The organism is Acetobacter sp., assembly GCF_022483985.1.
Classification (GTDB): Bacteria; Pseudomonadota; Alphaproteobacteria; order Acetobacterales; family Acetobacteraceae; genus Acetobacter.
The window spans coordinates 508,558-528,205 of sequence record NZ_JAKVME010000001.1; the positions used below are offsets into that span (position 1 = coordinate 508,558).

A 19,648-nucleotide genomic window follows, 5' to 3' on the forward strand; every position below is an offset into this window, starting at 1 on the left:
CTGATAATCAGCGGCTCATCAGAACAAGCTGGGTATTGTTTTCCAGTACGTGACGGGTCACGCCGCCGAGAATAAGCTGACGCAGGCGCGAGTGTGAATAGGCGCCCATCGCCAGCATGTCGGCGCCGAAATCCTGACAGGCCCCCAGCAGTCCTTTGCCGATATCGCGGTCAATGGCCTGAAACTCCTGCCGGTCCGCCGCAATGCCGTGCATGGAGAGATAATCCACGACCTCCCGGGCGTCCGGACCGCGGCGCTGATAATCCTCGCAGTGAAGCACGCGGACTCTTTCGGACGTGCTGGCCCACGCTAGGACGCCACGCAGGGCCGACGCCGCCTCGGCTGTTCCGTTCCACGCAATGCATACGCGCTTGACGAAGTGCGGCATGGGCACGCGCGGCGCGATGACGGCGGGGCGTCCGCTATCGAAAAGCACGGCATGAAGGGCTTCGGAGGAGGAGACCTCATCGCCGCTGTCCGGGTGCGGTACCAGCGTGAAGTCTGAAAGACGGGCATGCCAGGGGATTATTTCGTTTTCAGCGCCCTTGATGACATTGAAGCTCATGCTCGGACGTCCCTGCGGGAAGGGGGTGCGGGGTGGAACGGCCTCAATGTCCGGTGTGCGGCTGGCAAAATCCTCGAAGGCATGATGCACTTCGCGTGAACGCTTGCCGCCTTCCTTTTCGGCGGAAGCGATCAGTTCTTCCACCATGCCGCCGGTCAGCCCTTCGCCCGCCAGAGGCGCAATGTCACGACCGTCCGAACGGACATGCAGCACAGCAAGATGCGCCGAAAAACGACGGGCGAAATTGGCGCCGGAGATGAGAGCGGCCTCCGCATTCCGCGTGCTGCTCAGAGGGAGAAGGATTTTACTGACCTGTTTCATGATGCGCTCCTGCCGATAGAGGCTATTGGTTTTATGATACAGGATAAACGTGCGGAATGCAGAATAGTTACCGAGTCAAGCGGTAGCCTATGAGGGAGGAAAAGCTGATTGTTCAGTGTGGTCTTCGTGACTGCCTTGCCATGTAATATCAGCGGCATTCCGGTTTGGCCTGCACGCGGGCAGAGCCCGCATAAGGTCAATTCACAGAGCCGTTGGTATTACTCCGTGTCGTGGGGAAAACACTAAAGATCCATCCGGTACCGGACAAAATCATCCGCCTGGACAAATTCGTCGTAAAGCCTGCGGGCGGGATTGTTTTCCCTTGTGTGCCAGTACAGTCGTGACCAGCCCTGCTTCCTGCCCAGATCGACAAGATCCCGGATCAGGGCGCGGCCTACACCATTCCCGCGCGCCTCATGCGTTACGAACAGATCTTCCAGATAACAGATTGGTTCGTTCACCCATGTCCCCTCATGCAGGACGCTGTTCGTAAAGCCGATCACTTCTCCCTCTTTTTCCGCGACACGGCAGAAAAGAGGGTTGGCTGCGTCCAGCAGTCGCTCCCACGTGCGTCCAGTCACATCCGCTGGAACAGCAGCTTCGTAGAATCGGTTGTAGCCCGCCCACAACCGGCGCCATGCGCCTTCATCGGCAGCTTCGACATTCCTGATGACAAGAGAAATGTTCATGAAAATCTCTCCGACTGGCTTACGGGTACAGGCGGGTCACGTCCCATGCATCCGCGCCATGACGCACCCAGATGGCGCGGTCATGCAGACGGTAGGGACGGTCCTGCCAGAATTCGAAGCGGTCGGGTGTCAGGCGGAAGCCGGACCAGTTGGCGGGACGGGGGATATCCTGACCGGCATACTTCTCTTCCGTATCATGGATGCGTTTTTCGAATATGGCCCGATCGGGCAGGGGGCGCGACTGGTCGGAGGCAATGGCGCCGATCTGTGAAAGTCTGCGACGTGTCGCGAAGTAATCATCAGCTTCCTGTGATGTGACAGGAGAGACGGTGCCTTCGATACGGATCTGGCGACGCAGGCTTTTCCAGTGGAACAGCAGGGCGGCAACCGGGGTGGCTGTCAGTTCACGTCCCTTGCGGCTTTCGAGATTGGTGTAGAAGGAATACCCTTTTTTATCAAATCCCTTGAGAAGGATGATGCGGGCGGAGGGGCGCCCTTCAGGCGAAACCGTGGCGAGAGTCATGGCGTTCGGATCATTCGGCTCGGAGGCTTCCGCGTCCTTCATCCATGCGGCGAACAGGTCGAACGGATCGGCGGAGAGGTCGATCAACTGGGGATTTTCCACAGTTTGTGCTGATTCGCTGGCGGGAATGTTCATGGGTGTCCTCGGTTTCCTGTCACGAGTGGAAAGGATTCTTGTTTTAATCGGGCTTGTTCCCGCCCGTTTGTTGTGCAACGACCCGTGCCATCTTGTCATCATTGTAACAATAGAGGCTTTCGTATGACTGAGGACACCCTTGCACCGGCCACCGGCACTCTGATGCGTGGAAAGAAGGGTCTTGTCATGGGCGTGGCGAATGATCGTTCCATCGCCTGGGCCATCGCGAAAGCCGTTGCCGCACAGGGCGGCGAGCTTGCCTTTACCTATCAGGGCGAGGCGCTCGGCAAGCGTGTCCGTCCGCTGGCGGACAGTATCGGAGCCAGCCTCGTCCTGCCGTGCGATGTGTCCGATGACGCCGCCATCGACGAGACATTCTCGGTGATCGAAAAGGAGTGGGGCGGTCTGGACTTTGTCGTCCACGCCATTGGCTGGGCGGACAAGCAGTATCTGCGTGGCCGCTACGTCGATACCCCCCGCGAAGCCTTTCTCACGGCGCTGGATATCTCCTGCTACTCCTTCACGGCGGTCGCGCGTCGCGCCGCTGCCCTGATGAAAGAAGGCGGCTCGCTGCTGACCCTGTCCTATCTCGGGGCGGAGCGTGTCATGCCGCATTATAATGTCATGGGCGTCGCCAAGGCTGCTCTTGAGGCGTCCGTGCGTTATATGGCCGCCGATCTGGGAACGGATGGCATCCGCGTGAACGCCATTTCCGCCGGTCCGATCAAGACGCTGGCGGCCAGCGGCATCGGTGATTTCCGCTATATCCTCAAATGGAATGAATATAACGCGCCGCTTGAGCGCAATGTGGCGCTGGAAGAGGTTGGCGGGGCTGGCCTCTACATGCTGTCCGACCTGTCCCGTGGCGTGACGGGCGAAGTGCATCATGTCGATAGCGGCTATCATATTGTCGGCATGAAGAACCCGAAGGCTCCCGATATTTCGGTCGTCGGCGAGTAAGAACAGGAGCAGTCTGGAATGTCCTATAACACCTTCGGGCATATGTTCCGCGTCACGACCTGGGGCGAAAGCCACGGGCCGTCGATCGGATGCGTGGTGGATGGCTGTCCGCCATTGCTGAGCCTGACCGAAGAGGACATCCAGCCGTTTCTCGACAAGCGTCGTCCGGGCCAGTCTTCTTTTACGACCCAGCGTCGTGAGCCGGACCAGGTGAAAATCTGCTCGGGTGTATTTGAGGGCAAGACCACCGGAACGCCGATTTCGCTGGTGATCGAAAACACCGACCAGCGTTCAAAGGACTATGGCGACATCGCCCAGACCTTCCGCCCCGGTCACGCCGATCTGGCCTATCAGACGAAATACGGCATTCGCGATTACCGGGGGGGCGGTCGCTCCTCCGCCCGTGAAACGGCGATGCGGGTCGCGGCAGGCGCTGTTGCGCGCCGTATCCTCGGGGACACCGTGCGTATCCGTGGCGCTCTGGTGCAGATCGGCAAACACAGGATCGACCGCAGCCGCTGGGACTGGAACGAGGTCGACCGTAACCCGTTCTTCTCACCGGACCCGGAAAGCGTCCTTCTATGGGAAGAGTATCTGGGTGGTATCCGCAAGGCTGGGTCTTCTGTCGGAGCGGTGGTCGAGGTGGTCGCGGAGGGTGTTCCCGCCGGGCTTGGAGCGCCGCTTTACGGCAAACTGGACGCGGATCTCGCGGCCGCTCTGATGAGCATCAACGCCGTCAAGGCCGTGGAAATCGGTGATGGTTTCGAGACGGCCGCCTATGAAGGTCCGGATAACGCGGACGCCATGCGGATGCGGGACGGCGAGGTCGCTTTCCAGAGCAATCATGCTGGCGGCATTCTCGGCGGCATCTCCACGGGACAGCCGATCGTTGCGCGTTTTGCCGTCAAACCGACCAGTTCCATGCTGATCCCGGTGCATTCGGTCAACCGTTCCGGTGAGGATGTGGATGTCATTACCAAGGGGCGGCATGACCCCTGTGTCGGCATCCGCGCGGTGCCGGTCGGAGAGGCGATGCTGGCCTGCGTTCTGGCAGATCATCTGCTGCGTCATCGTGGGCAGATCGGGTCCTTCTGACGCGTTTTGTTTCAACGGCTCTTTTGCCTGATGCTTCCTGCTGTGAGTGCTTTACGGGGTGCTGCCTTACACCCCGCCAAAGGTGCGCCTTTGGAAGCCGTTCATTATCAAGTCATTGGGGACAGGGGAGCGCAGGTCGGTTTGTGCAGACCCGGAGTCTCCCTTTTCAAACCAGACGCAAATCCCTAAGGCGACAGACGTGTCCCTTATCGCCCTACAGGAGCTGTTCCCATGATCCGAGTCAGCGAAATCCGTCTGCCGCTGGACCATGCGCCGGAAGCCCTGCCCGAAGCGTTGGCCCGGCGTCTGGGAGTAAGCGTATCGGATATCGGTACGTTTTCCATTGCCCGTCGCGGCTATGACGCTCGCAAGCGGGGGCGTATCTTTCTGGTTTATACGCTCGACTGCACTGTGCCGAATGAGGTGGCGGTTCTGGGCCGATATCATGATGATCCGCAGGTCAAGGTCACGCCTGAAACGCGGTATGAGCCGGTGGATGTGGATGTTCCGGCACTGCTCGCGCAGCCGGATTTCCAGCGTCCCGTGGTCGTGGGGGCTGGTCCCTGCGGTCTGATGGCGGCGCTTATTCTTGCCCAGATGGGGCTGAAACCGATCATTCTCGAACGCGGCAAGCCCGTGCGTGAGCGGACGGTCGATACGTTCGCCCTCTGGCGCAAATCGGAGCTGACGCCGGAAAGCAACGTCCAGTTTGGTGAGGGCGGGGCAGGCACCTTCTCGGACGGCAAGCTCTATACCCGCGTAAACGACGCCCGCCATCTGGGTCGCAAGGTGCTGGATGAGTTCGTCCGCGCCGGAGCGCCGGAAGAGATTCTCTATCTGTCGAAGCCGCATATCGGCACATTCCGCCTCGTCTCCATGGTCGAGCATATGCGTGAGGAGATTGAGGCTGCTGGCGGGACCTACCGGTTTTATTCACGTGTCGAGCAGTTGCTTCTGGACGAACAGAGACAGGTGCGCGGTGTCCGCCTGTCGGACGGTGAGGATATCCTGACCCGTCATGTCGTTCTGGCGGTCGGGCACAGTGCGCGTGACACGTTCGAGATGCTTCATGCCGAAGGCGTGGCGATGGAAGCCAAGCCATTCTCCATCGGCGTGCGGATCGAGCACCCTCAGTCACTGATCGACGCTGATCAGTTCGGACCGCAGGCCGGCTCCGAGATACTGGGCGCTGCGGACTACAAGCTGGTTCATCGCACGGAAGACGGGCGAGGGGTCTATTCCTTCTGCATGTGTCCGGGCGGCACGGTCGTCGCCGCGACGTCTGAGCCCGGGCGCGTCGTCACCAACGGGATGAGCCAGTATTCCCGCGCCGAGCGAAACGCCAATGCCGGTATTGTCGTCGAACTGCGGCCCGGTGTGGATTATCCCGACGACCCGCTGGCGGGTGTGGCGTTCCAGCGGCACTGGGAAAGTCAGGCCTTTATCGCGGGTGGTGGTGATTACAGGGCGCCGGGTCAGCGGGTGGAGGATTTTCTGGCGGGACGCCCTTCAACCGATCTTGGAACTGTCACGCCGTCCTATCGTCCCGGCGTGACGCCGACGAATCTTGAGCGCTGTCTGCCCGATTTCGTCTGTGCGGCCATCCGTGAGGCTCTGCCGGTCTTTGCCCGCAAGCTGTCCAGCTTTGCGCTGGGAGATGCGGTGATGACGGGTGTGGAGACGCGGACATCTTCACCCTTGCAGATTCCACGCAAGGATGACGGGGAAAGTCTCAACACGTCCGGACTGTATCCGGCCGGAGAAGGGGCGGGCTATGCAGGCGGCATCATGTCGGCCGCCATGGACGGCATTCGCATAGCGGAAGCCGTGGCGCTGGCGATGGCAGGGCGTCATGCCAGTGGATTGCTGCGTGGAAAATCCGACAGTCTTGTCTGAACGGACTGTCGGGCTTGCGAAATGACCGGGTTTGGTCTGTTGTGACGGGAAATCAGCCGGAGTCATAACCGGCGAAAAGGGAGCCGCCCATGCGTGCCGTTGGCTATCAGAAATCCTTACCGGTGACAGACGAGAACGCGCTCGTTGATATCGAGCTTCCGGACCCCGTCGCCACGGGACACGACCTGCTGGTCGAAGTGAAGGCTGTTTCCGTCAATCCGGTCGATACCAAGGTGCGGATGCGGGCCGAACCGCCTCCCGGTGAATGGAAGGTGCTGGGGTGGGATGCGGCGGGCATCGTCCGGGCGGTTGGTCCGGAGGTGAAGCGTTTCCGTCCCGGTGATGAGGTCTGGTATGCCGGAGCCGTCACGCGGCAGGGCTGCAACAGCGAACTGCATCTTGTTGACGAGCGGATTGTCGGCAAGAAGCCGCGTTCTCTGGGGTGGGCCGAGGCGGCCGCCATGCCGCTGACGGCCATCACGGCATGGGAAATGCTGTTCGATCGTCTTGATATCACACGTCCCATTCCCGGCGTGCCACAGGCGCTGCTCATTATCGGAGCAGGCGGCGGAGTGGGGTCCATGGCGGTTCAGTTGGCCCGTCGTCCGGGTAACGTGACGGTGATCGGCACGGCCTCGCGTCCGGAAACGGCGGAGTGGGCGAAATCGCTGGGTGCGGAATATGTACTCGACCACAGCAGGCCGCTTGCTCCCCAGATCGAGGCTCTTGGATTTGGTGGCCCGGGTTATGTCTTTTCCATCACTCAGACCGACAGGCATTTTGCGGATGTGGTGAAACTGATCGCGCCTCAGGGACGGTTCGGTCTGATTGATGATCCGCCGTCTCTCGACATCATGCCGTTCAAGGCCAAAAGCGTGTCGGCCCACTGGGAGCTGATGTTCACACGTTCGACTTTCCAGACGGCGGATATGGTCCGTCAGGCTGAAATTCTGGAAGAAGTGTCCAACCTTGTGGATGCGGGCGTGCTCAGGACGACTCTGAGCGACGTGGCCGGGCCGATCAACGCTGCCAATCTGCGTCACGCGCATGCCTTGCTGGAGAGTGGTAAGGCGAAGGGCAAGATCGTTCTGGAAGGTTTCGGGGCGTAAGGCCGTTTCGTGCGATCGGGGTCTTCTGGCGCGATAATCTTTGCAAAAACGCTGTTTTGCTATAGGAGCGGCGTTAATCATTTTCTGGAATACGGCAAGAGACTGTTCAATGATGGAAGAAGAGAGAATGTCAGTTGAGCAGTCACTGCGTATTGCTGTTCTGGTCCCTTGTTATAATGAAGAAGTAACGATCGGCACTGTTGTCCGTGACTTTCGTAATGCTCTCCCGTTTGCAACGATTTATGTCTATGACAATAATTCGACTGACCGGACGCAGGAAATCGCACGCGCTGAAGGCGCTGTCGTCCGTCGGGAACTGATGCAGGGCAAGGGCAATGTCATACGCCGCATGTTCGCAGACATTGACGCCGATTATTACATTCTGGTCGACGGCGATGCCACTTATGAGGCGGATGCCGCCCCGCAGATGCTGAGCGAAGCCGTTGAGAATAATTTCGACATGGTGACCGGTCAGAGAATAACGGACCGCAAGGCGGCCTATCGTCCGGGTCACGTTCTGGGCAACAAGGTTCTGACATCGCTGGTTCACCATTTTTTCGGTCGGGCGACGGATGACATGCTGTCCGGCTACCGCGTGTTTTCCCGTCGTTTCGTGAAATCCTTCCCCGCCGCATCAGCGGGGTTCGAGACGGAAACCGAATTTACAGTTCATGCTCTCCAACTGAGTATGCCGATTGGTGAAGTCCCAACCCGGTATATTGAACGTCCTGAGGGCTCGGCATCGAAACTGAATACCTGGAAAGATGGTGTCCGCATTCTCACCACCATCATCCAGCTTGTAAAGCAGGAACGCCCCCTTCTGTTTTTCTCTCTGATTGCGGCGTTTTTTGCTTTGTCTGGCGTGCTGTTCGGTATTCCAGTCATTACTGATTATATGCGGACTGGTCTGGTCCCAAGGCTGCCGACGGCCGTTCTGGCGACAGGATGTGAAATCGTCGCGGCTCTATCACTGGCCTGCGGCCTTATTCTTGATAGTGTAGCGGTTGGACGTCTGGAAGTGAGGCGGTTATTTTATTTATCGTGTACAAAATAAAATGAATGAAAATAAGAGAATAGTCTGCACGACGTTCGTTTGTGAGATCGACAGTCTGTTGATTGCGATTTCCAAGATTTTTCTAAGTATCTAATTAATGGAATGTGTCGTGAAAAAGATTCTAAAGCATTTTAATCAAATGTACCTTGGTTTATCTGTTCTGATTTTATTGCCGGTAGTTGTGCATTTTCTGGATATTTTAGGGATAAGGTCATCTGATCCTCTGTATATTTATTTTAATTTTGGCAGCAAGGTATCGTCTTACCTTGATGGGAGTCCTGGGTGGGTCGATCCTAATGCGGGTGCGACCACACAGGCATTAGGAACGCTTGCTGCCCGACAATGGCTTTCCGGACATATTCCTTGGTGGGACAGTTATTCAGGTATGGGATTCCCGCTTGCGGCGGAAATGCAAAATTCTGCATTGTTTTTTCCATTTATACTATTGTTGCATTTTGCAAATGGTCTTTTGTACCTAAAAATCGCTTTGCAGATTTTTTCAGGTCTGGCGTCTTACGCCTTGTTCCGTGAAATGCGGTTGTCGTCTTTAGCGGTGTTTTCCGGCTCTGTGCTTATGGAAATGTGCGGAACATATGCGTGGTTTGCTCACGGGCCGATCATGCCGCTTCCGTTTTTGCCGCTATTGTTATTGGGTGTTATAAAGTGCTGTCGTGATGATAAGAAGACGGCGCTCTCTGGTGTTTTGCTGGTATCGCTGGGGATAGCGGGATCCATTTTTGCCGGTTTTCCTGAAACGGCATACATGAACGGACTTTTTGCTTTATTGTTTGCTTTCTGGGGCGTTTTTTGCTTTTCCGGGAAAGCTTGGAAGTCAGTGAAGCATATTGTTTCCGGTGGGGCGATCGGCTTGCTTTTGAGCGCTCCGGCCTGGATACCGTTTATGGATCTTCTGCGTGTTGCGTTTCTTGGTCAGAATCAGGATTATCGGGACGCGCATTTCTTGTTTTCCAATTGGGGGCAGGCATTATTTCCTTATTTATTCGGACCGCCACTTTATAAAGTCTCAAATGGATCGGTCGATAATGTCAGCTTGTGGTGGCATACAGGTGGATATTCCGATATTGCTCTTTTGTTCACAGGATTATTGAGTCTTCTGTTTGCATTGAAATTTAACGTAAAATATAGAAAACTTAGGTTTTTTGTTGTTTCTTATTTAGTATTGAGTGTGTTGAAAGCAGTTGGATTCCTCCCGGTTAGCAGAGTTCTGGATTTAATACCCGGAATCAGACAGTGTATGTTTTATGTTTACATATCGTCTGGCTGGTGGTGTGCTCTTACTATTCTGTTTGTTCTTGTTTTGGATGATCTGAATACTATACCATATTTTGACCGTCTGAAATCTATTAAAATAGGGGCCATGTTAACCGGATTTTTTGGCATTACTTCTATTGTTGCGTCTTTTAGTCTTATAAAAAAAATGTATTTCATTGATGGATATTTTTTGTATCCAGCATTTTCTATTTTTTATGCTTTTTCTGTATTGTTTTTTCTGGTTTATGGTTTCGTTAAAGGGAAGAGGGGTTTTATTTCCGCCGTTATGGTTTTTAATACTGTTCTGCTTTTTTTCTATCCAACCTTATGTGGGGTGAAGATAACCCATGCGCCGGATGAGGCGCTGATATCAGTATTGAAAAATAGTACGCGCTCTGAAAGGGTAGTTGCAATTTCTGCATTCCCGCCCAATTACGGCGCTTTTTATGGCATTGCGACATTTAACTATAATTACCTTCCTCTGCCCGAAAATTTCGCGAAAGCTTTGGATGAAAATGTCTGTGCGGGCTATGATCCTACCGGGTTCTTTACAAGAGGATTTGGAATATTTTGCCGCGCTGAGCTGGATTCAGATGATTTTCATACGTGGGAAGGACGACATGCGCCGTCAACTCAGGAAGGGTTGAAATGGTTGTCCGGGCATAATGTGGGATATCTGCTCTATCCGAGAGATTATGATGTATGGAGAGATATTATTGGAACTCCCATCGGGCAAAATGGTTTCGTGTTTGAGCCACTCAATAAGACGCCCGTAGAAGGTGATATTGTTAATGACGAACTTGCAGGCTCCACAATTTTCAGGGTCGGCGTTGTACTGGGTACATATAAAGGCCAATCTAGTGGTCCGTGGCATGTCGTTCTATGCGATGAAAATCACTGCGTTACTGTTGATGGAAAGCTTGAAACTGTAAAAGACCTCGGGGTGACATGGCTGAATTTGTCGTCTCCATTTATTGTTTCGGATTCTTCCCGGAAAGTACATTATAAGATTTATGGTGACGAAATCGGCAACCCCGGTGTTGTCGCATTGTGGAAAGCGCAGAATGAAAAAAGCGGCATTTTGCCACTTGTTCTTCTTGGTCTGGATATAAAAAATCTTGAAAAATCAAAGGTATTTAATGACGAGAAATACTCTCTGAGTAAAATTTCCGATACCCAAGCTTATTTTTACTCCAATGACTGCCATATTGATTTTATGGATAGAAATAAATTCCATGCGCATTGCGATAAAGAATCTGATATTATCAGAAATGAGTTGTTTTATAAGAAATGGAAGGTGAGTCTGAATGGAAAAATAGAAACCGTCTTTCAAGAGAAAGATGGCTTCAGGCAGGTCATTCATGTTCCCGCTGGCGATGTCGATGCCTCTTTGTTTTATGAACCGGATCATCTGAAAATAATTTGTGTATTGTTCTTTTTCGGCATGATTGCTTTTGCTCTTGTGTTTTGCAGGGTCTGTCTGAGCCAAAGCAATTTTCGTAATATAAATATGCGTGTATCTAATCGGTAATGATCAGGCTCCAAGCTCTGTTGTACCGCCGGTACGGGAGAGCGAAAAAATGTCGAATTTTGCTTACACATGAGATTCTTTGTGTGTTGTCGTCTTCTTCGTTAGCTTGTTCGTAACTGTGGTGCTATTCGGAAAAGAAAAGCTCTTTAATCATAGTAAAGAGACGCATTGATGCTGTGATAAACTGGCATTGTTACGATTTTCTTGGTTTGTATGAAAGTTTCGGGAGTATTTATGAAATACGCCGCTCTGAACTGGACGTTTTCTCTCGCAAAAGTCTATTTCTTTTTTGCGTCCATCATGGTCGTGATCTGTGCCTTCATCACGCCGCCCGGTCAGACTCCTGATGAAAAACCGCATTTTGCTCGTGGTCTGTTGTTGTCAGAAGGAAAAATTGTCGGTCAGCGTCTGTCACCGATGATCAGTGGCGGTATGCTCCCTTCTAATTTTTCGCCTGGTTACACGGGTTTTGACAACCTTCCTTTCCAGCCAACCCGGCGAGCTTCGCCTGCTGCACTAGACGCCATCAGGGACGTGCACTGGAACAAGGAACTGTCTTTCGTCGGATTTCCCAATATCGTTATTTATGCGCCGTTCACATACATACCCAGCGCCGTGACGATCTGGGTGGCGCGACATACGCGGATGACTGTTCTCCAGACAAGCTACGCAGTCAGACTTGTAAACGGTTTCCTGACGGTTTTCCTTTGCACGGCTGGTATTGCCCTGGCGCGTCGTGGCGCCCTGTTTCTAGCCGTCATCGCGAGCATGCCCATGACAATGGCGCTCGCCGCATCCTGCTCTCAGGATGGCATTCTGATAGGCCTGTCTATCCTCACGGCGAGCATTCTGACCCGGTTCAATCGTTGGACTGACATCAGTTTACGAAACTGGATTTTGCTGAGTGTTCTCTTCGCTGTGCTGGCCGTGAGCAAGCCGCCTCTCCTGATGTGCGCCCTTATTCCGGTCGCTTTCATGTTCGACAGGAAAAAGCTTCTGGCTTTCCTGCCATTCGCGCTGGGGTTCATTTTTGTCGGGGTCTGGAGCAGGATTGGCATCAAACCAGTCAAGATACAGTTTCTTCCCGACGTAGGTGTGTCCGATAGCGGGCAGGTCCACTGGGTTCTGACGCATATCACTTCCATACCGGGTCTGGCGGTTCGCACGCTGGAGCAGAATGGCTATGGGTATGTGACGCAGTGGGTCGGTGTTCTGGGCTGGCTTGATACACCGCTGCCGCATTCTTTCTATCACCTTGCCTTCATAACGGTGCTGCTTGCGGTGGTTGTTTCCTTCTCTTCCTTTCGGAGCAGGGAAGTTGTGCTACCGACCAGACTGACATCGTTGCTGACGGTCCTGTCCACGCTCGCGGCCGCGGGTGTTGTGTTTCTGTCTCTTTATGTCATCTGGACAAAAGTAGGCGACCCGGTTGTTGACGGTGTGCAGGGGCGGTATTTCCTGCCGATCGTGCCGTTTCTGAGCCTTCTGTTTCCTCAGTTGAAACTGGGAGGACGTATCAGCCCTTATCTTCCGTTACATCAGGTGGCTGTGGTGGCAATCGCCGCTTACTGGTTTGTGGACGCGCTGACGATCGTTAACGTCCTGTCAGCCCGGTACTGGTGAGTCCAGTCATCAGTCATTGGGTGTCTTGGCGACATGGCGTGTGCTGATTGGTCAGCCAATGTGGCCAGAGCGGCATCCGTGATTCAGTCTGCACGGATACCGCTCTGAAGCAGCCGGAAACTCTGTCAAACAATGCGGAGATTCCGGCAGGTGTCTTGGTTCACTGGGCGGCTGGATAATCAGTATAGCCCTCTGCACCCTGCGAATACCAAGTCGCGACATTGTCCTTGTTCAGGGGCAGGTTGTCTTCAAGGCGGCGCACCAGATCCGGATTGGCGAGGAAAGGCCGACCGAAAGCAATCGCGTCCGCGACACCGGTCGCAACCGTTTCGATTGCTTCATCCCGTGTATAATCCTGATTCAGAACCAGCGGCTTTCTGAAGACTTCACGGATCTGGCCATGCAGCTTCGGCTGATCGGTCTTGCCGAATGTCCCATCGGGGCCGGGTTCGCGCAGTTCAAGGAACGCGATATCAAGATCGCTCAGAAGCTTTGCTGCGGGCACGAAAACCTGCTCCGGGTGACTGTCGATGCAGCCTTGCGTATCGCCATTGGGTGAGAGACGCACTGAGGTCCTGTCCGCACCGATCGTGGCGATCACCCGTTCCGTGACTTCACGCAGGAAACGAATACGGTTTTCCGGTGATCCACCATATTCGTCGGTGCGATGATTGGTGCCGTCACGCAGGAATTCGTCGATCAGATAACCGTTGGCCGCGTGAATCTGCACACCGTCGAAACCGGCGGCCAGAGCGTTGCGCGCTGCATTTTCGTAGTCGTTCAGGATGCGGGCGATGTCTTCTTTGGTGAGGGCGCGTGCTTCTTCAGGAGCCTGCTTTCCGTCATAGGTATGGATGGCGGCGGGCGCTGTCGTTGCTGAAGAGGATACGGGCTGCTGCCCTGTCACGCTCGAATGCACCATACGGCCCATGTGCCAGAGCTGGGTCACGATCTTTCCGCCCTTTGCATGGACGGCGGCGGTGATCGGTTTCCATGCTTCCACCTGTTCCTGAGACCACAGGCCCGGAGCATACGGCCAGCCGAGACCTTCACGGCTGATCCCGGTCGCTTCCGAGATGATCAGGCCGGCGTCAGCCCGCTGTGCGTAATATTCCGCCATGATGGGAGTGGGAACATGTTCGCGGGTGCCTCTGGCCCGCGTCAGCGGGGCCATGAGAACTCTGTTTCCGGCGTGAATGCTTCCCAGTTCGATCGGTTCAAACAGGCTGGGCATAGACATCTCCTTTCCTCAAATTCTGTCTGCATGAGGTGGGACGCCTGATATCGATTGCAATAGCCCGTTAAAACCTGTTTCGGATAAATCTCGAACTATGCTAAATAAATCAGTATGTTGTTATGGAAACTTTTTCGTTTCCTTTTTGCCCGGCACTGTTGGGGCGCTGATGGATTTGGCATTTTCCGCTCTTTTCCCGGCTGATGTCCTGTGCACAAAAATCCGTCCCTGCCTGTAGAATATCCAGACATGATGGGCCGCGAACCAGTCGGAGCCGAGCAGCATATCGACGGACTGTTCCGACACGGGAGAGACGGTCAGAACCGGGTTTCGCTCGGTTTCTTCTCCGATGGTCAGACTGTGGAATTTATGCCACCGGTAGACCGACTCTTTTCCATCCACACCGGCCGTCGTGCCACCCGGGTCAGTGGCAAGCTGCTCTTCCGTCAGCCCCATTGCCTCGGCTGCGCGACGGGAGAGAATGCGGGACCGGGCTCCACTGTCCAGCAGCGCCGTCAGTTCATGGCCGTCCAGTTGAACGTGAAGAACGATGCGATGCCCCCGTTCCTCGGCTTCAAGGTTCTGCCACTCGACGCCGGGCACGGAGGGCGGTTCCACAGAACAGAGGTCTGTCCTGCGTCCCGGTGCGTTCCACATGGCGACGCGCCCATGCGGTGCGTCAATCTCCAGCACGTCCTGCGCCAGCACGTCGCCGCCCAATAGTCCTTCGACGGGCGGCGTAATGTTCGGACGGCTGGGCAGAAAACCCAACGGCATGGAAACAGGCCCGAACCCCGTGTTGCCAACCTGTAAACTGGGAACGATCACATTCGGCACCACACCACCGGACCCGCCTGTGCCGCTGACATGGGTCAGAGCGTTCGGGTCTTCGGGCAGCTTCATGAACCGAGCGAACCACGGCGAAATCAGGCTGCCTTCCGATCCGGTATCGACAATGAAATTGACAGTCCGTCCGGCAATCGCCACGGGAGCGGACAGAAATCCCAGATCATTCCGCAGGGGCGCTTCCATGACCGGCGTCAGCGGACAGGGGGCGGCAAAGGCGGCTGAGACCATCAGCCATTGCAGGGCAAGGCCCGTCCAGAGAGAGTGAAGGCGGTTCATGCTCAGCCCAGATGATCAGCGAAGCGATCAGTAGCGTCCAGAAGCGCGGACAGAATGCCCGGTTCGGACAGGGCATGTCCGGCATCGTCGATCAGTCTGAAATCCGCCTCCGGCCATGCCTTGTGCAGATCCCATGCCGTCCGTACAGGGGTGGCGATATCGTAGCGCCCCTGCACGATGACTGTCGGGATATGGCGGATACGTTCCACATCGCGGATCAACTGACCTTCCGCCAGCCAGCCCGCGTTGACGAAGTAATGGTTCTCGATGCGCGAAAAGGCGAGCGCATAGGTCGGGTCTTCATGCTGCTTCACCATGTTCGGATCGGGCAGCAGGGTGAGCGTGGAGCCCTCCCAGACCGACCATGCGATAGCCGCCTTTTCACGCTCGACCGGATCAGCGCCGGTCAGACGACGGTTGTAGGCCGCCATGAGGTCGCCCCGTTCCTCTTCGGGGATAGAGGCGAGAAATGCGTCCCATTTGTCGGGATAAAGCCATGCGCCGCCGCCCTGATAATACCAGAGCAGTTCTTCCCGCCGCAGCGTGAAGATGCCGCGCAGCGCCAGTGCTTTTACCCGTTCCGGATGTGTCTCTGCATAGGCCAGCGCCAGTGTCGATCCCCATGAACCGCCGAAGACAACCCATTGCTCAACCCCGATCATCTCACGCAGTCGCTCGATGTCGGCGACCAGATGCCATGTCGTGTTGTTCTCAAGGGAAGCGTGTGGTGTCGAACGGCCACAGCCACGCTGGTCGAACAGCAGGATGTCATACCGCGCCGGATCGAACATGCGGCGTTGCATCGGCGAGCAGCCGCCACCGGGACCGCCATGCAGGAATACGACCGGCAGGCCGCCGGGCGTTCCACAGCGCTCCCAGTAGACCAGATGGCCTTCACCCGTATCGAGATGACCGTGCGCGTAAGGCTCAATGGGCGGATAAAGAGTGCGGGTGGCGGTCATCATTCAGTCTCCAGCGTTTTTTGAGGCGCGGGGGTGGGCTTTCTGCCAGACATCCAGCAGACGGGCTTCATCGGCAAGGGTGTAGCGTTGCGTCGTGGACAGGCTGGCATGGCCAAGCAGTTCCTGAATCACGCGCAGATCGGCACCACCCTCCATCATGTGAGTGGCGAAGGAATGGCGAAGGGCGTGAGGCGTGGCGTGCTCGGGCAAACCCTCGCTCTTCCGCCATTGTCGCATGGCTTTCTGTGCGACGGCGGCGTTGAGGCGTCCGCCGCGGACACCGGGAAAGAGCGGTTCATTCCGGGATGGCGAGGGGTGAAAGCCTCGCCAGCGTTTCAGGACATCGGACACGCGTGGGAGCAGCGGCACAAGCCGCTCCTTGTTGCCCTTGCCCCGGATACGGAACACGCCCGTCGAAAGAGCTTCGTCAAAGTCTCCGACATTCAGTCCGAGCCCTTCTGAAATGCGCAGTCCACCGCCGTAAAGCAGCAGAAACAGCGCCTTGTCGCGTTCCTGCGCCATACTGTTTATTTCCATCAGTCCAATAGCTTCACCGGCTTCGAGGGCTTCGGTGACAGGAAGCGGACGTGGCAGCGGCTTTTTGGTGCGAGGGGTGGCCAGCAGGCTCGGTGCGGGATTTTCCACGCCTTTATGCCGGGCGAGAAAGCGGAAGAAGGAACGCAACGCCGAGACGCGGCGAGAACGGGTGCGGGCCGATTTGTCGCGGGTCGTCGGGCGTTGGCCGAGGCGGGGTGTCAGCGCCTGAGTCTGCTCATGCGCCAGCCACGCACGGAGGTCGGAAAGGCTGGCTGTGCCAAGAGTTGCGAGTGTCGGCTCCTCACCATGATGAGTGGTCAGAAACCCGAGAAAACGGGAGAGATCGCCCTGATAGGCGTCGATGGTATGCTGTGAAGCGCCGCGCTCGGCGGTCATCCATGCGAGGAATTGTTGCAGGGCGTCGTGAGCCTTCACCGGATATTTCTCCGTGAGGGGGCAAGACAGGACGCCGGGAAGAAGGTAGAGAGAGCCATCATGGTGCAGAGCAGCCTACTGGAACCTTTGCCTTCGCGAAAGCGCGTGTCTGTCCTGCTGCCACTGCCGTTTCCCTGTGCGCTGGATTATGCCGTCCCACAGTCGCTGGCTGACTCGCTTGCTCCCGGCGATGTGGTGGTCGTGCCGCTGGGTGGACGGCGGGAAACCGGCGTGGTCTGGGAGCAGACGGCGCTTCCTGCCGATCTTGCGCCTCCGCCGCCGCCCGAAATAGCTGAGTCGCGCCTGCGTCCTCTGAAGGAGCGGCTGGATCTGCCGCCGTTGTCGATGCAATTACGGCAATTCATCGACTGGGTCGCGGCCTATACGCTCGCGCCACCGGGCATGGTGCTGGCGATGGCGCTGCGCTCCCATCTGCGTGGAGAACAGACAGCGCCTGCCGTGGGGTGGGTGCGTATTGGGGAGCCGCCAGAGTCCTTAAGAATGACGCCCGCCCGTCGTGCTGTGCTGGATGCCCTGCCGCAGGGTGCGCCGCCGGTGACAATGGCGGAACTGACAGAGAAGGCAGGTGTCGGCGTATCGGTCGTGCGCGGTCTGGCGGATGCTGGCGTTCTGAAAAGCATGCTGATGGGACCGGTCTCTCCTTTTGCGGAACCGGACCCCTTTTATAATCCACCGATTCTGGAAGGCGATCAGGCGACTGCCGCTACCGAGTTGCGGGCGCGTGTCGATGAGCGTGTGTTTTCCGCGACCTTGCTGGAAGGCGTGACCGGTTCCGGCAAGACCGAGATTTATCTGGAAGCGGTGGCTGAATGTCTGGCGCAGGGGCGGCAGGCGCTGGTTCTCTTGCCCGAAATTGCCTTGTCCGCTCAATGGATGGACCGTTTCGCCCGACGCTTCGGCGTGCGCCCGGCTGTCTGGCATTCCGAGATCGGCCAGAAGGCCCGTCGCCTGACATGGGCGGCCTGCGAGGATGGGTCGGCAAAGGTGATTGTCGGTGCTCGTTCGGCCCTGTTTATGCCGTTTCGTGATCTCGGTCTCGTGATTGTTGATGAAGAACACGAGGCTGTTTTCAAGCAGGAGGAAGGCGTCACCTACAACGCCCGTGACATGGCGGTTGTACGGGCGCGACTTGCGAAAGCGCCCATCGTGCTGGCTTCCGCGACGCCAAGCCTTGAGACGTTGAACAATGTCGAGACCGGACGTTACCGGCATCTGGTGTTGACGGCGCGGCATGGCGGGGCATCCATGCCGGAGGCGCATCTGATCGACATGCGTGAAAATCCGCCACCACGCGGGCTGTTTCTCTCACCTGTGCTTGTGGACGCGGTGAAAACACGGCTCGGGCGCGGTGAGCAGGCCATGCTGTTCCTCAACCGTCGTGGCTATGCGCCGTTGACGTTGTGCCGCACCTGTGGGCATCGGATGGAATGTCCGCATTGCACGTCATGGTTGGTCGAACATCGGAAAAAGCGCGTTCTGGCCTGTCATTATTGTGAACATACCGAGCCTGTTCCCCATGCCTGTCCGACATGCGGAGCGGAGGACAGTCTGACGGCCATCGGTCCGGGGATCGAGCGGATAACGGAAGAAGCCCGCAGCGAATTTCCCGATGCGCGGATCATGGTCATGGCCAGCGACACGATCAGCGGCCCGGCTGCGACAGCGGAGGCTGTGGGCAAGATTTCGCGTCGTGAAGTCGATTTGATCATAGGCACGCAGATTGTCGCCAAGGGCTGGCATTTTCCACACCTGACGCTTGTGGGTGTGGTCGATGCCGACCTTGGACTTGGAGGCGCGGACCTGCGGGCAGGAGAGCGGACGATGCAGCTTCTGCATCAGGTCGCCGGACGTGCGGGGCGTGCAGAAGCGCCGGGCGAGGTGCTGCTCCAGAGTTTTACGCCGGAACATCCGGTCATGCAGGCGCTGGTTTCGGGTGATTTCGCGGCCTTCATGACGGAGGAAGCTGATCAGCGGAAGCCGGGCTTCTGGCCACCTTTTGGCCGGCTGGCCGCACTGATCATCAGTTCGGAAAATGCTGATGCAGCGGATAATGCGGCCCGACAGCTTGGTGTTTCCGCACCGCATGGTAACGGGATCGAGGTGCTTGGCCCGGTTCCCGCGCCGATTGCCGTGTTACGTGGTCGGCATCGACGACGGCTGTTGCTACGGACTCATCGAAATATCGCCGTGCAGCCAATTCTGCGCCGTTGGCTTGGTCAGGTCACGCTGACGAGTGCGGTGCGCGTGGATGTGGATGTGGACCCGATTTCGTTTATGTAAAACATGTTGATTCTGATATTTGCAAATAATGCAAATAATTAAAAAGTATTATTGTTATATTTTTAATTTTAGTTTTTGATGAATATTTATTTTTAAAGATTTCGCGAATTTATAGTCTGATTTACTCCTATGGAAGCGAGATAGGGAAAAAGTTTAGAGCTAAGTTCTTTAGCTAGATTTGAAAAATCACATGTGCCATAATCTATGTCTTTCTTGAAGTAACTGTAGATCGGGAGACCCCCGACGCAATTAAAAATACACTGATTAATTATATCCAGATC

Annotated in this window: 15 protein-coding genes; 8 read left to right on the plus strand and 7 right to left on the minus strand. The window is 56.1% G+C overall.

Annotated features, from left to right (window positions below; genetic code table 11):
- Positions 1-7 precede the first annotated feature (7 nt).
- From LKE90_RS02200 to pdxH, 3 genes are all read right to left on the minus strand, one after another.
- The gene (locus LKE90_RS02200; protein ID WP_291491199.1) at positions 8-886 is read right to left on the minus strand and encodes a universal stress protein; all 879 of its coding nucleotides are present in this window, start codon (positions 884-886) and stop codon (positions 8-10) included.
- A gap of 242 nt (positions 887-1,128) precedes the next feature.
- A complete protein-coding gene (locus LKE90_RS02205; RefSeq protein WP_291491200.1) occupies positions 1,129-1,575 on the minus strand; it encodes a GNAT family N-acetyltransferase in 447 nt (148 codons plus the stop codon).
- Positions 1,576-1,594: 19 nt separating this feature from the next.
- Entirely contained in the window at positions 1,595-2,233 is a 639-nt protein-coding gene (gene pdxH / locus LKE90_RS02210) for a pyridoxamine 5'-phosphate oxidase (RefSeq protein WP_291491201.1), read from the minus strand.
- Positions 2,234-2,356: 123 nt separating this feature from the next.
- On the opposite strand from pdxH, the gene fabI reads away from it, so the two are divergent.
- The 7 genes from fabI to LKE90_RS02245 all read left to right on the plus strand — a co-directional run bounded on the left by fabI (position 2,357) and on the right by LKE90_RS02245 (position 12,773).
- Positions 2,357-3,193 (plus strand): enoyl-ACP reductase FabI, encoded by an 837-nt coding sequence (fabI, locus tag LKE90_RS02215; RefSeq protein WP_291491202.1) that lies wholly within the window; start codon positions 2,357-2,359, stop codon positions 3,191-3,193.
- An 18-nt stretch (positions 3,194-3,211) separates the two neighbouring features.
- Complete coding sequence (gene aroC / locus LKE90_RS02220) at positions 3,212-4,288, plus strand: chorismate synthase (RefSeq protein WP_291491203.1); 1,077 nt, start codon at positions 3,212-3,214, stop codon at positions 4,286-4,288.
- A 231-nt stretch (positions 4,289-4,519) separates the two neighbouring features.
- A complete protein-coding gene (locus tag LKE90_RS02225; protein WP_291491205.1) occupies positions 4,520-6,184 on the plus strand; it encodes an NAD(P)/FAD-dependent oxidoreductase in 1,665 nt (554 codons plus the stop codon).
- Between the two features lie 89 nt (positions 6,185-6,273).
- Positions 6,274-7,293 (plus strand): zinc-binding alcohol dehydrogenase family protein, encoded by a 1,020-nt coding sequence (locus LKE90_RS02230; protein ID WP_291491206.1) that lies wholly within the window; start codon positions 6,274-6,276, stop codon positions 7,291-7,293.
- A gap of 109 nt (positions 7,294-7,402) precedes the next feature.
- Positions 7,403-8,347 carry a glycosyltransferase family 2 protein gene (locus tag LKE90_RS02235; RefSeq protein WP_291491207.1) on the plus strand — a complete coding sequence of 315 codons (945 nt, stop codon included), beginning with the start codon at positions 7,403-7,405 and terminating at the stop codon, positions 8,345-8,347.
- Positions 8,348-8,456: 109 nt separating this feature from the next.
- A complete protein-coding gene (locus tag LKE90_RS02240) occupies positions 8,457-11,150 on the plus strand; it encodes a hypothetical protein (RefSeq protein ID WP_291491208.1) in 2,694 nt (897 codons plus the stop codon).
- Positions 11,151-11,384: 234 nt separating this feature from the next.
- Positions 11,385-12,773, plus strand: coding sequence for a DUF2142 domain-containing protein (locus tag LKE90_RS02245; protein WP_291491209.1), 1,389 nt, complete (start codon positions 11,385-11,387; stop codon positions 12,771-12,773).
- Positions 12,774-12,933: 160 nt separating this feature from the next.
- On the opposite strand, the gene LKE90_RS02250 is transcribed toward LKE90_RS02245, so the two are convergent.
- From LKE90_RS02250 to LKE90_RS02265, 4 genes are all read right to left on the minus strand, one after another.
- Positions 12,934-14,007 (minus strand): alkene reductase, encoded by a 1,074-nt coding sequence (locus LKE90_RS02250; protein WP_291491210.1) that lies wholly within the window; start codon positions 14,005-14,007, stop codon positions 12,934-12,936.
- A 120-nt stretch (positions 14,008-14,127) separates the two neighbouring features.
- Positions 14,128-15,132, minus strand: coding sequence for a retropepsin-like aspartic protease (locus LKE90_RS02255; protein ID WP_291491211.1), 1,005 nt, complete (start codon positions 15,130-15,132; stop codon positions 14,128-14,130).
- A 2-nt stretch (positions 15,133-15,134) separates the two neighbouring features.
- Positions 15,135-16,094: a prolyl aminopeptidase gene (gene pip, locus LKE90_RS02260; protein WP_291491287.1), complete on the minus strand. Its 960-nt coding sequence runs from the start codon at positions 16,092-16,094 to the stop codon at positions 15,135-15,137.
- A gap of 3 nt (positions 16,095-16,097) precedes the next feature.
- Entirely contained in the window at positions 16,098-17,066 is a 969-nt protein-coding gene (locus tag LKE90_RS02265) for a tyrosine recombinase XerC (RefSeq protein ID WP_291491212.1), read from the minus strand.
- A 60-nt stretch (positions 17,067-17,126) separates the two neighbouring features.
- On the opposite strand from LKE90_RS02265, the gene LKE90_RS02270 reads away from it, so the two are divergent.
- Positions 17,127-19,367, plus strand: a complete 2,241-nt coding sequence (locus tag LKE90_RS02270) for a primosomal protein N' (protein WP_291491213.1) — start codon at positions 17,127-17,129, stop codon at positions 19,365-19,367.
- Positions 19,368-19,648: the final 281 nt, after the last annotated feature.

What these genes read in the sequence shown, in the direction of transcription:
- LKE90_RS02200 (WP_291491199.1), bottom strand. Translation starts at nt 886, where the DNA reads ATGAAACAGGTCAGTAAAATCCTTCTCCCTCTGAGCAGCACGCGGAAT.
- LKE90_RS02205 (WP_291491200.1), bottom strand. Translation starts at nt 1,575, where the DNA reads ATGAACATTTCTCTTGTCATCAGGAATGTCGAAGCTGCCGATGAAGGC.
- pdxH (WP_291491201.1), bottom strand. Translation starts at nt 2,233, where the DNA reads ATGAACATTCCCGCCAGCGAATCAGCACAAACTGTGGAAAATCCCCAG.
- fabI (WP_291491202.1), top strand. Translation starts at nt 2,357, where the DNA reads ATGACTGAGGACACCCTTGCACCGGCCACCGGCACTCTGATGCGTGGA.
- aroC (WP_291491203.1), top strand. Translation starts at nt 3,212, where the DNA reads ATGTCCTATAACACCTTCGGGCATATGTTCCGCGTCACGACCTGGGGC.
- LKE90_RS02225 (WP_291491205.1), top strand. Translation starts at nt 4,520, where the DNA reads ATGATCCGAGTCAGCGAAATCCGTCTGCCGCTGGACCATGCGCCGGAA.
- LKE90_RS02230 (WP_291491206.1), top strand. Translation starts at nt 6,274, where the DNA reads ATGCGTGCCGTTGGCTATCAGAAATCCTTACCGGTGACAGACGAGAAC.
- LKE90_RS02235 (WP_291491207.1), top strand. Translation starts at nt 7,403, where the DNA reads ATGATGGAAGAAGAGAGAATGTCAGTTGAGCAGTCACTGCGTATTGCT.
- LKE90_RS02245 (WP_291491209.1), top strand. Translation starts at nt 11,385, where the DNA reads ATGAAATACGCCGCTCTGAACTGGACGTTTTCTCTCGCAAAAGTCTAT.
- LKE90_RS02250 (WP_291491210.1), bottom strand. Translation starts at nt 14,007, where the DNA reads ATGCCCAGCCTGTTTGAACCGATCGAACTGGGAAGCATTCACGCCGGA.
- LKE90_RS02255 (WP_291491211.1), bottom strand. Translation starts at nt 15,132, where the DNA reads ATGAACCGCCTTCACTCTCTCTGGACGGGCCTTGCCCTGCAATGGCTG.
- pip (WP_291491287.1), bottom strand. Translation starts at nt 16,094, where the DNA reads ATGACCGCCACCCGCACTCTTTATCCGCCCATTGAGCCTTACGCGCAC.
- LKE90_RS02270 (WP_291491213.1), top strand. Translation starts at nt 17,127, where the DNA reads ATGGTGCAGAGCAGCCTACTGGAACCTTTGCCTTCGCGAAAGCGCGTG.